The 14,973-nt window shown below is 64.0% G+C and carries 11 protein-coding genes; 2 read left to right on the forward strand and 9 right to left on the reverse strand.

The window, feature by feature from the left end; all coding sequences use genetic code 11:
- Positions 1 to 63: 63 nt before the first annotated feature.
- The 9 genes from ACFO3A_RS01875 to ACFO3A_RS01915 form a co-directional block, all read right to left on the reverse strand.
- The gene (locus ACFO3A_RS01875) at positions 64 to 1,026 is read right to left on the reverse strand and encodes an aspartate carbamoyltransferase catalytic subunit (RefSeq protein ID WP_377723459.1); all 963 of its coding nucleotides are present in this window, start codon (positions 1,024 to 1,026) and stop codon (positions 64 to 66) included.
- A gap of 21 nt (positions 1,027 to 1,047) precedes the next feature.
- Positions 1,048 to 1,593, reverse strand: coding sequence for a bifunctional pyr operon transcriptional regulator/uracil phosphoribosyltransferase PyrR (gene pyrR / locus ACFO3A_RS01880; protein ID WP_377723461.1), 546 nt, complete (start codon positions 1,591 to 1,593; stop codon positions 1,048 to 1,050).
- The gene (gene ruvX / locus ACFO3A_RS01885) at positions 1,590 to 2,021 is read right to left on the reverse strand and encodes a Holliday junction resolvase RuvX (RefSeq protein WP_377723463.1); all 432 of its coding nucleotides are present in this window, start codon (positions 2,019 to 2,021) and stop codon (positions 1,590 to 1,592) included. Before ruvX ends, pyrR begins: the two co-directional genes overlap by 4 nt.
- Positions 2,018 to 2,611, reverse strand: a complete 594-nt coding sequence (locus ACFO3A_RS01890; RefSeq protein ID WP_377723465.1) for a YqgE/AlgH family protein — start codon at positions 2,609 to 2,611, stop codon at positions 2,018 to 2,020. The genes ruvX and ACFO3A_RS01890 overlap by 4 nt, the downstream gene beginning before the upstream one ends.
- 187 nt (positions 2,612 to 2,798) lie before the next feature.
- A complete protein-coding gene (locus tag ACFO3A_RS01895) occupies positions 2,799 to 8,705 on the reverse strand; it encodes a hybrid sensor histidine kinase/response regulator (protein WP_377723467.1) in 5,907 nt (1,968 codons plus the stop codon).
- A gap of 51 nt (positions 8,706 to 8,756) precedes the next feature.
- Positions 8,757 to 10,967 carry a methyl-accepting chemotaxis protein gene (locus ACFO3A_RS01900; protein WP_377723469.1) on the reverse strand — a complete coding sequence of 737 codons (2,211 nt, stop codon included), beginning with the start codon at positions 10,965 to 10,967 and terminating at the stop codon, positions 8,757 to 8,759.
- Positions 10,968 to 10,991: 24 nt separating this feature from the next.
- Positions 10,992 to 11,513 (reverse strand): chemotaxis protein CheW, encoded by a 522-nt coding sequence (locus ACFO3A_RS01905; RefSeq protein ID WP_377723471.1) that lies wholly within the window; start codon positions 11,511 to 11,513, stop codon positions 10,992 to 10,994.
- 1 nt (position 11,514) lies between these two features.
- Entirely contained in the window at positions 11,515 to 11,880 is a 366-nt protein-coding gene (locus ACFO3A_RS01910) for a response regulator (RefSeq protein ID WP_377723472.1), read from the reverse strand.
- Between the two features lie 27 nt (positions 11,881 to 11,907).
- Complete coding sequence (locus ACFO3A_RS01915) at positions 11,908 to 12,297, reverse strand: response regulator (RefSeq protein ID WP_377723474.1); 390 nt, start codon at positions 12,295 to 12,297, stop codon at positions 11,908 to 11,910.
- A gap of 218 nt (positions 12,298 to 12,515) precedes the next feature.
- On the opposite strand from ACFO3A_RS01915, the gene thiD reads away from it, so the two are divergent.
- Entirely contained in the window at positions 12,516 to 13,496 is a 981-nt protein-coding gene (gene thiD, locus ACFO3A_RS01920; protein WP_377723476.1) for a bifunctional hydroxymethylpyrimidine kinase/phosphomethylpyrimidine kinase, read from the forward strand.
- Positions 13,480 to 14,784 (forward strand): glutamate-1-semialdehyde 2,1-aminomutase, encoded by a 1,305-nt coding sequence (gene hemL / locus ACFO3A_RS01925; protein ID WP_377723478.1) that lies wholly within the window; start codon positions 13,480 to 13,482, stop codon positions 14,782 to 14,784. The genes thiD and hemL overlap by 17 nt, the downstream gene beginning before the upstream one ends.
- Positions 14,785 to 14,973 lie beyond the last annotated feature (189 nt).

The raw sequence follows: 14,973 nt of genomic DNA on the forward strand, positions 1-14,973 counted from the left end.
ATAGGGTGCCGGGGCTTGTCAGACAAGCGCCAGCCGCTCTCATTCATGAAGTTGTATCAGACCTCAAGCCTCGTTGCCGGCCACGATGGACATCACCGCCATGCGCACGGCAATGCCGAAAGTCACTTGCGCCAGGATGACCGACTGCGGCCCGTCGGCCACCGCCGAGGAAATCTCCACGCCCCGGTTGATCGGGCCGGGGTGCATGACGATGGCGTCCGGCTTGGCCAGTTGCAGGCGCTCGGGCGTGAGGCCGAAGCTCTTGAAATACTCCTGGCTGGACGGCAGCAGCGCCCCGCTCATGCGCTCGTTCTGCAGGCGCAGCATGATGATGACATCGCAGTCGCGGATACCTTCTTCCAGGTTGTGGAACACGCGCACGCCCATGTGGGCCAGATCGGAGGGCACCAGGGTGCGCGGGCCGACCACGCGCACTTCCGGGCAGCCCAGGGCCAGCAGGGCGTGGATGTCCGACCGCGCCACGCGCGAGTGCAGCACGTCGCCGACGATGGCCACGCGCAGGTTGGTGAAATCCTTTTTGTAGTGGCGGATGGTGTAGGCATCCAGCAGCCCCTGGGTGGGGTGGGCGTGGCGGCCATCGCCCGCGTTGACCACGTGGACATGCGGCGCAACGTGCTTGGCGATCAGGTAGGGAGCGCCCGATTCGCTGTGGCGCACGACGAAGATGTCGGCGGCCATCGCGCTCAGGTTGTCGATGGTGTCCAGCAGCGTCTCGCCCTTGGCGGTGGAGCTGCGGCCAATGTCCAGCGTGAACACGTCCGCCGAGAGGCGCTTGGCGGCAATGTCGAAGGTGGTGCGGGTGCGGGTGCTGTTCTCGAAGAACAGGTTGAACACGCTCTTGCCGCGCAGCAGGGGCAGCTTCTTGACCTCGCGGTCATTGACGCTGACGAAGTTGCTGGCCGTGTCCAGGATGTGCGTGAGGATGTCGCGCGACAGCCCTTCGGGCGAGAGCAGGTGGATCAGCTCGCCGTTCTTGTTCAGTTGGGGATTGCGGGTGGTGGGCATGGAGAACGCCTGTCGGGGGTTTTAAGCTTCTTTAACGGCAAAGTGAAAACGGCCATCGTCGGCCCGCACCAGGGCCAGCACCTGGCTGGGCGGCAAGGCCACGCGGGCGGCGGCAAAGTCGGCGGCGTAGGGCAACTGGCGGCCCCCGCGATCGACCAGCACGGCCAGGCGCACGCAGCCGGGGCGGCCATAGTCGTACAGCTCGTTGATCACGGCCCGCACGGTGCGGCCGGTGTAAAGCACGTCGTCCAGCACCAGCACATCGGCGCCGTTCACATCGAAATGCAGCTGCGTCTGGGCGCTGCTGGCCATGCCGCGCTGGGCAAAGTCGTCGCGGTGCAGGGCCGAGGACAGCACGCTGACCGGCTCGGTCAGGCCCAGGTCCTGGTGCAGCCGCTCGGCCAGCCAGGCACCACCCGAGGTGATGCCCGCCAGCCGGGTCTGCGGCCCCATCAGGCTGCGCACGCCGCGCAGCAGCTCGCGGTACAGGGCTTCGGCGTCCAGCACCAGGCTGGTGGCCAGGGGGGAAGTAGAAGCGGAGACGGTAGCGGCGGGGGGGGAACTCATGCAAGACTCCTTAAAAACTGTTCCAGGATGATGCAGGCGGCAGCGGCGTCGGCATCTTTGGCGCCCAGCGACAGGGCTTCGGTGGTGGTGTAGCGCTCATCGACTTCGTACACCGGCAGACCGAAGCGCCCGCGCAACTGGCGGCCAAACTTCAGCGCCCGGGCGGTGTTGTCGTGCGCCGCGCCATCGGGGTGGTAGGGCACGCCGATCACCAGCGCCTGCGGCTGCCACTCTGCTATCAATTTTTTCACGGCAGCAAAACGGGCGTCGGCACTTTCGGCCCGGATGGTCGTCACCGGGCTGGCCGTGCCCAGCACGCGGTTGCCGCTGGCCACGCCGGTGCGCTTGGCGCCGAAGTCAAAGGCCAGAAACTGCTGCTGGCTGGCTGGCAGCGCCGGTGCAGCGTCCGGTGCAGTGTTGGCGCTCATGCGTTGCCGGCTTCGGTATGCAACATCCAGGGCTGCAGGCCGAGCAATTGCAGGGCGGCGGCGTAGCGCTCTTCCGGGGCCACGTCGAAGACGACGCCGGTGTCGGCACCGACGGTCATCCAGGCGTTCTCGCGCAGTTCGGATTCGAGCTGCCCCTCGCCCCAGGCGGCGTAGCCCAGGGTGACCAGCACGCGCTTGGGGCCGGCGCCGTGGGCGACGGCTTCCAGCACGTCCTTGGAGGTGGTCATCTCCAGCCCGCCGGGCACGGTCAGGGTGGAGGCGTAGACGGCTTCCTCGGCGTGCGGAGCATCCAGCACCACCGGGTCGTGCAGGACGAAACCCCGGTCGGTCTGCACCGGGCCGCCCCGAAAGATCGGGCCGTCCGCCAGATCGGCGCGGCCCATGGGCAATTCGATTTTTTCCAGCAACCCCTTCAAGGTCAGGGTGCCGGGTTTGTTCACCACCAGCCCCAGGGCGCCGCGTTCGTTGTGTTCACACACATACACCACACTGCGGGCGAAAAACTCGTCTTCCAATTGCGGCATGGCAATCAGAAAGTGGTTGGCAAGGTTGAGCACGGCATCAGACATAGGGGGCGATTTTATGCCCCCCAGCCCGCCGCCCCCGGGCGTTGGCGCAGGAAGCCGTTCCCCTGTGCAAACAAAATAAAAAAATAGCTGCTTCCGATTTATATATAACGATTTCAGACATTTTTATACCTGAAATCGTTTATATAAGAGCGGAAACAGCTATATGTTTTAACAAACTACCTAGCTATCAATCGGTGTAGCCGTGGATCAGCCCCAGCAGTTCCTCGTCGCCATACGGCTTGCCCAGGTAGTGGTTGGCGCCCAGCTCCATCGCCAGATCGCGGTGCTTGGCCGCCATGCGCGAGGTGATCATGATCACGGGCAGGTCCTTCAGCCGCTCGCTGGAGCGGATGTTGCGCAGCAGGTCGAAGCCGTCCATGCGCGGCATCTCGATGTCCGACAGCACCACGTCGGGCAGTTCGTCCTGCAATTTTTCCAATGCCTGCAAACCATCGGCAGCGGCGCTGACGCGGAAGCCCTCGCGTTGCAGCAGGCGCTGGGTAACGCGGCGCACGGTGATCGAATCGTCCACCACCATCACCAGCGGCGCCTGCACCACGGGGCGGCCGGCCTGCACGTCCTGCGCTGCAGACTGCTGACGCAATTGCCTGACCTGGGCGTCGTCCAGAATTGCGGGCAAGCCCTGACCCAGGGCGCGGATTCTCTCGCCATGCACGGCGACCAGCGCCACCGGGTTGTAAATCAACACCACCGCCCCCGAAGGCAGCAGCGACATGCCGGCCAGACCGGGCAGACGCGCCAGCTGGGGGCCCAGGTTCTTCACCACCACTTCCTGGCTGCCCAGCACTTCATCGACGTGCAGCGCCAGACGCTGCGAGGCGCTATTGACGATGACCACCGGGCGGGTCTTGCCGCCCGTGCTGTCGGTGCTGCGCGGCGACTGCTTCCACACCGCCCCGGCCCACAGGAAGGGCAGATGGCTGCCGTCGGCCTGGGCCAGCTCGCCGCTTTGGTAGGCCAGTTCCAGCTCCGGCAACGGCAGGCGGCGCACCACTTCGACCAGACTGGCCGGTACGCCGACGACGAAATCGCCCATGCGCAACAGCACCACCTGGGTCATGGCGGTGGTCAGGGGCAGCACCAGCTCGAATACCGTGCCCTGACCGGGCTGGGTGGTAGTTTCGATGCGCCCGCCCAGCGCCAGCACCTCGGAACGCACCACGTCCATGCCCACGCCGCGCCCGGCAATGCCGGAGACCTGCTCGGCGGTACTGAACCCGGGCATGAAGACCAGTTGCGCCGCCCGGGCGGCATCCACGGTGGTATCGGCATCGATCAGGCCGTTTTCCAGCGCCTTGGCGCGGATGCGTTCCAGGTTCAGGCCCGCGCCATCGTCCTCAAACCGCACCGAAACTTCGTTGCCCGACTGCTGCACGCGAATACTGACCTGCCCGGCAGCGGCCTTGCCCGCCGCCTCGCGTACCGCCGGCGCCTCGATGCCGTGGGCCACGCAGTTGCGCAGCAGGTGTTCGAAGGCGGGGGTCATGCGCTCCAGCACGCCCCGGTCCATTTCGATGGTGCCGCCCAGCACTTCCAGCCTGACCTGCTTGCCCGTGTCCTTGGATGCCTGGCGCACCACGGCGTACAGGCGCTCGGCCACGGAGTCGAACTCCACCATGCGGGTGCGCAGCAGGTCGCGCTGCAAATCACGCGACAAACGGCCCTGCACCAGCAGCTCGTCTTCCGCGCCGGTGACTTCACGTTGCAGGTTGCGCTGCACGGTGGCCACGTCGTTGACCGACTCGGCCAGCATCCGGGTCAGTTCCTGCACGCGGGTGAAGCGGTCGAACTCCAGCGGGTCGAAGTCGGCGCCGCTGTCCCTGGCCAGTTGCTGGCGCGACTGCATCTGCGACTCGGCCTGCACTTCCATATCGCGCAACTGGTAGCGCAGGCGCTCCAGGTTGCTGGTCAATTCGCCCAGGAAGTTCTTGATCTGCCCGACCCGGGCATCCAGGCGCGAGCGGGTGATGATCACCTCTCCAGCATCATTGACCAGGCGGTCGAGCAACTGCGTGCGTACCCGCACCATGGCTTGCGGGCCACGGGCAGGTGTCACCGGCGCTGCAGGCGCGGCCAGCGCAGCGGCCAAAACCGGGGGCTGGGCCGCAACGACCGGCGCAGGGGCGGCAGGCTCCAGCGCAGCGGCGGCCTCCTGCTGCTCACTGACGGTGCGCAGCAACTGGAAGGCGGCCTCCATGGCATCGAGCTTGACAAACAGCGGCTCCAGCACCTCGCTGGTGACCGACTCGGTGTCGACCTGCTCCAGGGTGGATTCCAGGCGGTGTGCCATTTCGCCCAGGCGCATCGCCCCGGCCAGGCGGGCACTGCCCTTCAAGGTGTGCAGGGCACGCAGCAGCACGGCCCGTGGCTGCGGACGCTGGGGGTGGGCGCTCCACTCCCGCAGGGCGCCGCTCAAGGTGGGCAGCAGCTCCTGCGCCTCTTCCTCGAAAATCGGGAACAGTTCGGCATCGACCATGTCCAGCACGTCGATATCCTCGTCGGCCTCTTCCTCCAGGGCCATGGCCCGCACCATGGCGGCATCCAGTGCGTGCTGGGCCTGCAATGCCTGCGCCAGTGGCTCGGCGGCGGCAGCAGGCCCGGCTGTTTCGACCGGTGCCGGTGCTGCAACGCTGTCCTCTACCTCCTGCCCCGGCAGGAGATCGAGAAGGGCGGCTTCGGTCGCTTCAACGCTTGCAGCGTCGGCATCGCTGTCATCTGCTGCCCCTGGTTCGGCGTAAGTTTCCTGCGCCGGGGACTCCTGCAATACCGGCAGCTCCAGCAATTGCGCCAACTGCGTTTGCACTGCCTCTTGCGGCAAGGGCAGGAAGCCGGCGGCAAACTGGTGCAGCAGGCGACGGATTTCCTCCGCTGCGGCCACCAGCACCGGCACCCGGGCCTGCTGCCCATCGGGCAAAGGCAGCAGATGCAGCAGGACATGCTCCAACAGCCGCGCCAGACGGGACAGATCGGCAAACCCCACCGTGGCCGAACTGCCGGCCAGCGAATGTGCCCAGGCATGGGCGCCCTCCGGCTGGGGATGGCGCACGTCGGCTTGCCAGGCGTCCAGGCTGTCGCACAGCTTTTGCGACCATTCCTCGGCCTCGGCCAGATACACGTTGTACAGCGGCAGGGAGATACGCAAGTCGCCAATGCGTTTGATCTGCGGATCGTCTTCCGGCCCCGGCACGGGCAGGTCGAAATCGAAGGACAGGCTTTGATCCAGCACAGGCAGCGCGGTGCTGTCGGCACCGACGGCTTGTTCTGCTGCGGGCAGCTCCGGCTCCAGGGTAAGCACAGGTATCGAATCCGGTTCCAGCACAAACTCTGGCTCTGGCTCTGGCTCTGGCTCTGGCTCTGGCTCTGGCTCTGGCTCTGGCTCTGGCAAGGATTCGGGCACCCGAACCGGCTCCGGTTTCAGTTCCAGTTCCAGTTCCGGGACAAACTCGGGTTCGGGTTCGGGTTCGGGTTCGGGTTCGGGTTCGGGCGCAAACTCCGGCTCCGGCTCCGGCTCCGGCTCCGGCTCCGGCTCCGGCTCCGGCTCCGGCTCCGGCTCCGGCTCCGGCTCCGGCTCCGGCGGGGTGGGGGCGTCCTGCGCCACCGACTCCAGCACCCAGGCATCGGCTTGTGCCTGTTGCGCAGGTTGCACGGCGGGTTGCGCCGCAGCCGTTGCCTGGCCGCTGGCTGCTGCCATATCCAATTCCAGCAATTGCCCTTGCAGGCGCATGGCATCGGCACTGGCCCGAAACGCAGTAGCCTGCCACGGCGCATCCTGGCCCGTGCGGATGGCTTGCACCCATTGGGCAAATCCTTGCATGGCCTGCCCGGCCAGGGCCAGCATCGGCGCGGGCATGGGTTTTTGCTCGGCCAGCCAGGCGTTGAGCATCTGCTCCATGGCCCAGGCGGCTTCGCCAAATTCATCGAGCTGCACCATGCGCGAGCTGCCCTTGAGCGTGTGGAAGGCCCGGCGCAATACAGTCTGCTCGCTCAGATCGCCATGGTTCTGTGCCAGCGCCTGCAAGGCAGCCTGGCCATTGGCGATGACTTCTGCCGCTTCTTCCAAGAAGATGTCACGCAGTTCGGCATCGGAGTCTTCTTCGGCAGCCACCTCCAGAGGCTGGGCCGGCTCGGAAGGCACCAGTTCGGCAGGCGCCACAGGCGCGGGCGCCGGCGCAGGCACGGGGGCCGACTCGACGGCAGGCATGACTGCGGCAGCGGATGGCACGCCCGGCATCAAGGTGCTGCTGGGCTGTTCGGAACGGGCCTGGACAATATGTTCGGCATCCTGCGTATTGCCATCGCTTTGGCGCTGACGGGTGCGGCCCATGGTGAGCTTGAGCTCTCCCGCCACTTCATCGTAGCTGTAAAGCTTGCGGGCCATGCTGGGCTGGTAGCTCAACATGTCGATCAGAAAGCCCAGCACCCCCAGGCTGTTGCCCAGTTTGTCGAATACGGTCTGGCGCTCCTCGGGCGCGACGGCTCCGGTTTGCAGGCCCTCGACATAACGGCGCATCTGCGCCATGGCCGATGCTGCCGGATCGAGGCCGAGTACCGAAAGGACGCCCCGAATCTGCGCCAGCAGCCCACCCACGGGCTGCAGCGGCTGCACGTCGTCCGGAGCGCGGAAGTATTGGTCGAGGTGTTTTTCCGCCTCGCTCAAGGTTTGTCGCAGTTCCCCCACGACGCTGCCCATGGTCTGCTGATCGCTGACCTGGTGGTAGAGCCGCTCCATCCAGTCTTCCAGCGGCGCTGGCGCCTGGCCTTCCAGCACACGCATCAGACGCCGGGCCAGAACCTGCGTGTGCATCGCCATGTCGGCTTCGCCGACATCCAGGGAGCTGAATGCCGCCTGCAAATACAGTACGGCAGTGGCCACTTCCATGGCCACTTCGGTGCTGGGCAATTGTCCGGTTTGCTCCAGGCGTCGCGCAATCAGGGTCAGCGCCTGCTCCAGCGCCTGGCTGCCCGGGTTCAATTGCACCAGCGACTCGGTCACCAGCGAGAACTGGCCGACAACGGGTTTGATCTTCTGCCGGTCCCCTCCGGCCAGGGCCGACCACAACTCTGCCGCAGCGGCCAGGCGCTTGCGGGCCTGGGCCAATACAGCCGGGTCGAAGCGCCCGAAATGGGCTTTCTCGTAGTCCACCGACTGGTAACGTTGCAGGCCCAACCCGGCACGTACGGCCTGCAGGACAGGCGCCTGACCGGCTGGCGGATCGCCCGCCTGGGTGCAAAAGAACAGCATGTCCTGCAACAGCCGATCCGTTCCGACTTCCTGGCCTTTGGCCAGACTGGCATAGACCATCAACACCCGCGAGGCAACGCGCTTGGTATAGACGTCTTCCTTGAGCAGGCCATGTGCCATGGCATCAAAAAAGCCTGCACACACTTTCCAGAAAGTGCGCCACGGAACAGCGCCTTGCCCCTGGGCCAGCCCCAGACTCAACTGGCGCAGCCGTGCGGCGGCAGCCTTGTCGGCAGTTTTCACCACTTGCAGCACGGCGGCATCCAGAACACTTCGCGCCTGTGCCCCGTACGCAACAGGCGGCACATCGACCGGCAAAACCGGCTCGCGCAGGCGCCGCTCCACCGGCCACAAATCGGCCGGATGCACTTTGCCTTCCTGCCCATGCAGTGCCTGCACGTCGCGGTACTGCGTGAACAAGGCCACCGGCAGCACGGTCTTGCCCGCCAGGACGACATCCAGGTACTCCAGCAGAGCAAAACTGGTTTTTTCCAGGGTTTGGACGGCAGCATTGGTGCAGTCCTGGGGGTGCTGCACATAGTGCTGCACCGCCGCTTCCATGGCCTGAAGCACCAGACCCACCTGGGGCTGATCGACCATATCCAGAGCCCCTGCCGACTGGTGCAATTGCTGCTTGGCCATGCGCAGCGGGCTGGTGTCCAGCGCGGCCAGGTCGGATTCACGGGCCTCCTGGGCTTCCAGCACAAAGCGGCGCATCAGCCGGACAGCTGCCTCAAGCGATTTGCGCAACTCCTCCTGCACCCACGCCAGCGGGCCCAAGTCCTGTTCTGCCAGACCCGTGCGGGGGGAAGTGTCTTGATGCAATGACATGCTTCATCCTTGACGGGTCACTCCGGCCATCGCACCGGGTGCCCGTGGTTGTTATGCGATCCTGAAACGCGCCACCGACTGACGCAGTTCCTGCGCCATGCGGGCCAGTTCCCGCACCTGATCGGCGGTACTGCGGGTACCTTCACCCGTTTGTTCGGTCACCACGAAAATATGCTGGATGTCATCGGCCACTTCGTTGGCCAGGCCCGCTTCGTGTTGCGTTGTCTTGGAAATCTTCTCGATCAGCTCGGCCAGCTTGCGCGACACGCTATGGATTTCTGCCAGGGCAGCACCGGCCGAGTCGGACAGACGCGCCCCCTCGACCACCCCCAGGGTGGCACGCTCCATGGCGGCCACGGTGTCCTGAGTATCGGTCTGAATGGTTTTCACCAGCGTAGCAATCTGGCGCGTGGCCTCGCCGGAGCGCTCGGCCAGCCGCTGCACCTCCTCGGCCACCACCGAGAAACCGCGTCCGGCTTCCCCCGCCGAAGCGGCCTGAATGGCAGCATTCAGCGCCAGCACGTTGGTCTGCTCGGTAATGTCCGAGATCAGCTCGGTAATCTCACCAATTTCCTGGGACGATTCGCCCAGGCGCTTGATCCGCTTGGATGTTTCCTGCATCTGGTCACGAATGGCATTCATACCGCCAATCGTGTTCTGCACCGCCTGCTGCCCTTGCTCAGCGGCGTGCAGCGACTGGTTGGCCACCTCTGCCGAGGACTGCGCCTGCATGGACACCTCGGTAATGCGCTGGGCCATGTCCAGAATGGCCTGGCCCGTGCCGCGAATTTCGCGCAACTGCTCGGTCGATGCCGCCAGCAGTTGTGCCGACGTGGTGTCCACCTGCGAGGTGGTGTCCACCACCTGGGAAGCGGTTTTCTGCACGTTGCCGACCAGCAGGCGCAATTCTTCCACCGTGTAGTTCACCGAGTCGGCAATAGCACCGGTAATGTCCTCGGTCACGGTGGCTTCCTGGGTCAGGTCACCGTCGGCCAGGTTTTGCAGTTCGTTCATCAAACGCAGAATTGCGGCTTGGTTGGCATCGTTGATGCGCTTGGCTTCTTGCTCCTGCAAACGGGCCTCGCGCTGCTGCTGTTCGGCCTGTGCTTGCCGCTGACGGCTGTCCAGCAGGGCCACCCGGGCAATACCCACGCCGCACAACAGCACCAGCAACGCCAGGCCCGCCAGAGCGATGGATTCGGTCAACCCGACACCGGCATCGGCCGACAGGCGCTGCTGCAATGTCTCCAGCTTCTCGCGCAAGGGTTCACTGTCGCTGACCACCGCACTTTGCGCCTCACGGGCCGAAACCAGGCCCTGCAAATTGCTCAAAATGGTTTCCGCATCCGCACGCGTTGCCTCGTACTGCGCCAGCAAGGTGGTGAGCTGCTGACGCGCCTGGTCGTTCTCCGTCCCCGGTAAATCCAGGTCTTCACTGCCGGTCAGCAGCCCTTTGACGATTTCCTGGAAGGTGTTCAAGTCCTTGCCCAACAGGAAAACCGCCTCGGGGTTCACCCCTTCGATCGACTGAAACTCGTTGGCGGACTTGCCAATGCGCTGAGTCAGCATGGCCATCTGGCTGACCGCTTCGATTTCCGGCCGGGTGGCATTGGCCTGCAACAGCAGAGAAGCAACCGTCTCCGACAAATCCAGCAATGCGCCGGACTGCTCATTGACGTCCCGCAGGGCCGTTGCCACCTTGATCAGCACATCCTCCTGCCCCAGCACGGCCTTGGCATTTTTTTCGGTGGCGTCCGCCTGCTTGAGCAGGGCCTGTACGTCGTCCTGGTACGCCTCCTTCACCGGAGCCAGCCCCAAAGAAGCATTGCCCTGGGCCAGCCCCCGGGCATTGCTGGCAAACACCTGGGTACTTTCCTTCAGCTCGATAAAAGCATGGGGCACCCCCAGCAGCGCCTGGGTGCCGGATTTCGCCATCCGCTGCGCCTGCATCAGCGCCTGCCCGGTAGCCGCCACCTGTTTGGCGGCATGGTCGGTCTGCTGCAGCACCCAGCCGAACAAACCGCCCAACGCAATACCGCTGGCGGCCAGAATTACCAGCAATTTACGCTGGTGCTGGCCCGCCGAAGCCGAACCCAAAATAGGCAGAGAGATATTGTCTTGCTCAAGCAAGGCATTGCCATCGAGAAAGTCCGAGTTCTGCAAGGTTTGCTGTAGCAGGGCCTCGCCAGCAGCGGCAGCGTTAAGGTTTTCTGATGAGGAACGACGACCAAATTTCGCGCCCAATTGCTGGAAGACAGACATTAGTACCTCTTCTATCGGAATGAATTACTGAGAAACACGCAGAAATTCCGCTGACTGCACCAGCGCCTGCAAACTCAGTTCTTGCCATATTTGCCCCTGGCCATCCTGGTAGCACTGGCCCGGGTTTTCTGTCGCCGTGCAGGGCTGCAGGTTATCCGCATTGCGCAGCCCCAATAACCGGTCCACGACCAAGGCGGCATTGACCTGCAGCGCAGGATTGATTACCAGCAAGCTGGTGTCCTGCAGGGACTGCTGCGTGCGCTCGGCCGGATGCCCCAGCAGGGCCGGCAGGTCAATCACCCCCAGCAGGCTGCCGCGCACGTTGGCCACGCCCAAAAACCAGGTTTGCGCGTACGGCACGGGCTGCACCTCCTGCCAGGGATAAATCTCGCCCGCCTGCGCCAGGGGAATCAGGTAGTGCTGCCCGCCGGCCTGAACCGCCAGCCACTGGGCGGCCTGGGCGTTATCGGTCTGGGCAGCCAGAAGACGCTGCGCAAGCCGCTTCTGCAATTCCTGCAGGGATTGTTTGGACTGCCCCTGCCCCATGTCAATCCAATGCCGCTATTTTGGCAAACAGTTCCGCCGGATCGACCGGTTTGGTAATGTAATCCCGCGCCCCCTGGCGCAGCCCCCATACTTTGTCCGTTTCCTGATTCTTGCTGGTGCAGATAATAATCGGGATACCGGCATATTCCGGAGTACGCGCAATGGCGCGGGTGAGTTGAAAACCATTCTGGCCGGGCATGACCACGTCCATCAAAATCAAATCCGGCTTTGCCGTCGCCAATACGGCCATGGCCTGTTCGGCATTTTCTGCCGTTTTCACAGATAATCCCCGCTTCTGCAGCAAATCAGACAGAAACATCAATTCCGTTTTGGAATCATCCACCACCAGGACGTTTTTAATAGGCATTCTTTACCCTCAAAGAAAACAATAATCTCAACCAACCGCCTTGCCGAGTTTTTGCACGGTCTGCAGCAATTGATCTTTCGTAAAAGGTTTGGTCAGGTATTCCTCGCAGCCGACCATGCGCCCACGGGCCTTGTCGAAGACGCCGTCCTTGGAGGACAGCATGACGATGGGCGTGTCGGCAAACCGGACATTGCGCTTGATGATGGCGCTGGTCTGGTAACCGTCAAGGCGCGGCATCAAAATGTCACAAAAAATCAGTTGCGGTTGAAAGTCATTCACCTTGGCCAAGGCATCAAACCCGTCTTCCGCCAACAAGACCTCGTGACCGCCCTGCTTGAGGAAAATTTCAGCGCTGCGCCGAATGGTGTTGCTGTCGTCAATGACCAGCACTTTGAATGATGAACTGGAGGTGCTCAAGTGGAACGTCCCTTTGTCGTTATAACTTCTTGAAGTTTCTGCTTATCTTTCATCACCGAGCTGCGGGAGACACTTTTTCCGGCATTCCCCACCCTTCCCGGAGAAGCGAGATTTCAACACCCGGCGCAGCTTAAAACGGGTTCACATAGAATGCAACGATTCTATATAGTCTTTTACCCTGACCCTTTCCTTAAGTGTCAGTCAGTCACGGCAGGCACATGGCAGATCTTTCCCCCGCAGTCATCCCCACTGCCCCCCCTTCCACAGAAACCGAAGCCAATAATGCCGTTTGCATCATGAGCTTCAACACCCTGGACGCGACCGGCGCCCTGGGGCTGACTGCCGACAGCCTGACGATTGCCAGCGTCGGTGCCTACCCTGTCACCGTGGCCTGCTGCATCCAGATCAGCGACACCAACCGCATCTTCAGCCACAGCCCGGTGGACGACGAACTGGTGGCCGATCAGGCCCGCACCGTGCTGGAGGACATGGCCGTGCAGGCCATCAAGATCGGTTTTGTCGGCTCGACCGCCAACATCAGCACCATTGCCGGCATTTGCAGCGATTACCCGGAAATTCCCGTCATCAGCTACATGCCCGACCTGTCCTGGTGGCAGGAGGGCGATGCGCTGGAGGAGTACCTGGACGCTTTCGAGGAGCTGCTGCTGCCGCAAACCGCCATCCTCGTGGGCAACCACGGCACGCTGGCACGCTGGTTATTGCCCGACTGGACCTCGGAACGCCCCCCAACCCCGCGTGACATCGCCAAGGCCGCCGAAGCGCGGGACGTGGCCTATGTGCTGGTAACGGGCATGGCCCAGGCGGGCGACTTTCTGGACAACGCCCTGGCCAGCCCCGAAACCGTGCTGGGCAGCAGCAAATTCGAACTGTTCGATGCCGAATTCGTCGGTGCCGGAGAAACCCTTTCCGCCGCACTGGCCGCGCTGCTGGCCGTGGGCGACGACCTGGGCCAGGCCGCCCAGGAAGCCCTGGAATACATGGACCACTGCCTGGGCAGCGCCTTTCGCCCCGGCATGGGCCGCCTGATTCCCGACCGCATGTTCTGGGCGCAGCCCGACGACGAGGAGGAAGGCGATGCCGCAGGCACCACGGCGGCCCCGGCTTCTTCTGATGCACCGCTTCCCGATTCCCCGCCCACGGCGGGCCTTTCCCTTGATGACAATGACCAGCACCACTGACCTGAACCAAGACCTGCTCACCCGCGCCCAGCGCGTCATTCCCGGCGGCGTGAACTCGCCCGTCCGCGCCTTCAACGCCGTCGGCGGCGTGCCGCGCTTTGTCGAACGCGCCCAGGGCGCGTACTTCTGGGACAAGAACGGCCAGCGCTTTACCGACTACATCGGCAGTTGGGGGCCGATGATCCTGGGCCACGGCCACCCGGAAGTGGTCGCCACCGTCCACGCCGCCGTGGACGAGGGCTTCAGCTACGGCGCCCCGACCGAACGCGAAGTGGCTCTGGCCGAAAAAATCCTCGCCATGCTGCCCAGCATGGACATGGTGCGGCTGGTCAGCTCCGGCACCGAGGCGGGCATGAGCGCCCTGCGCCTGGCACGCGGATTTACCGGTCGTAACAAAATCATCAAGTTCAACGGCTGCTACCACGGCCATGCCGACGCGCTGCTGGTCAAGGCCGGCTCGGGGCTGGCCACCTTCGGCAGCTCGTCCTCGGCCGGCGTGCCCGCCGACGTGGTGAAAGACACCATCGTGCTGGAATACAACGACGTGGCCCAGCTGGAAGAAGCCTTCGCCCGGATGGGCAACGAAATCGCCTGCGTGATCATGGAGCCGATTGCCGGCAACATGAACTTCGTGCGGGCCAGCGTGGACTTCACCCGCCGCATCCGCGAGCTGACGCAGCAGCATGGCGCCTTGATGATTTACGACGAGGTGATGACCGGCTTTCGCGTCGCCCTGGGCAGCGCCCAGAGCCTGTACGCGCAGAAGATCGAGGGTTTCAAGCCCGACATCACCGTACTGGGCAAAGTCATCGGCGGCGGGATGCCGCTGGCCGCCTTTGGCGGGCGGCGCGACATCATGGAAAAACTCTCGCCCACCGGCGGGGTGTACCAGGCGGGCACGCTCTCGGGCAACCCGATTGCCACGGCCTGCGGCCTGAAAACGCTGGAGCTGATCGGCGCCCCGGGCTTTCATGCCGAGCTGCACCTGAAAACCGGCCAGCTGATGCAGGGATTGAAATCCGAAGCCGATGCCGCCGGCATTCCCTTCAGCGTCGATTGGCAGGGCGGGCTGTTCGGCTTCTTCTTCCTGCCCGAGCTGCCCACCCACTATCCGCAGGTGATGACCACCGACCAGGCCCGCTTCAACCGCTTCTACCACGGCATGCTGGAGCGCGGCGAATACTTCGCCCCGGCGTTGTACGAAGCCGGTTTCATGAGCGCCGCGCACAGCCAGGACGACATCGACCGCACGCTGGAAGCGGCGCGGGCGGTGTTCAAGACGCTGTAACCCCCTGCATCTGGACATGAACATCCCCGCCGGTTTTGCACTGGCGGGGATTTTTTTATGCGCGTGCAGCGCTGTCAGCGTCGGGTCAGCCTGGCCCGATTCCACCCGGCCACCCAGGTCAGGCTGTAGCAGGAACACAACTCTTTGACGCGCCAACCGAGCTGCACACGGAAGTCGGTATTGGGGAGA

It is taken from the genome of Comamonas nitrativorans (assembly GCF_042654765.1).
Lineage (GTDB): Bacteria > Pseudomonadota > Gammaproteobacteria > Burkholderiales > Burkholderiaceae_C > Comamonas > Comamonas nitrativorans.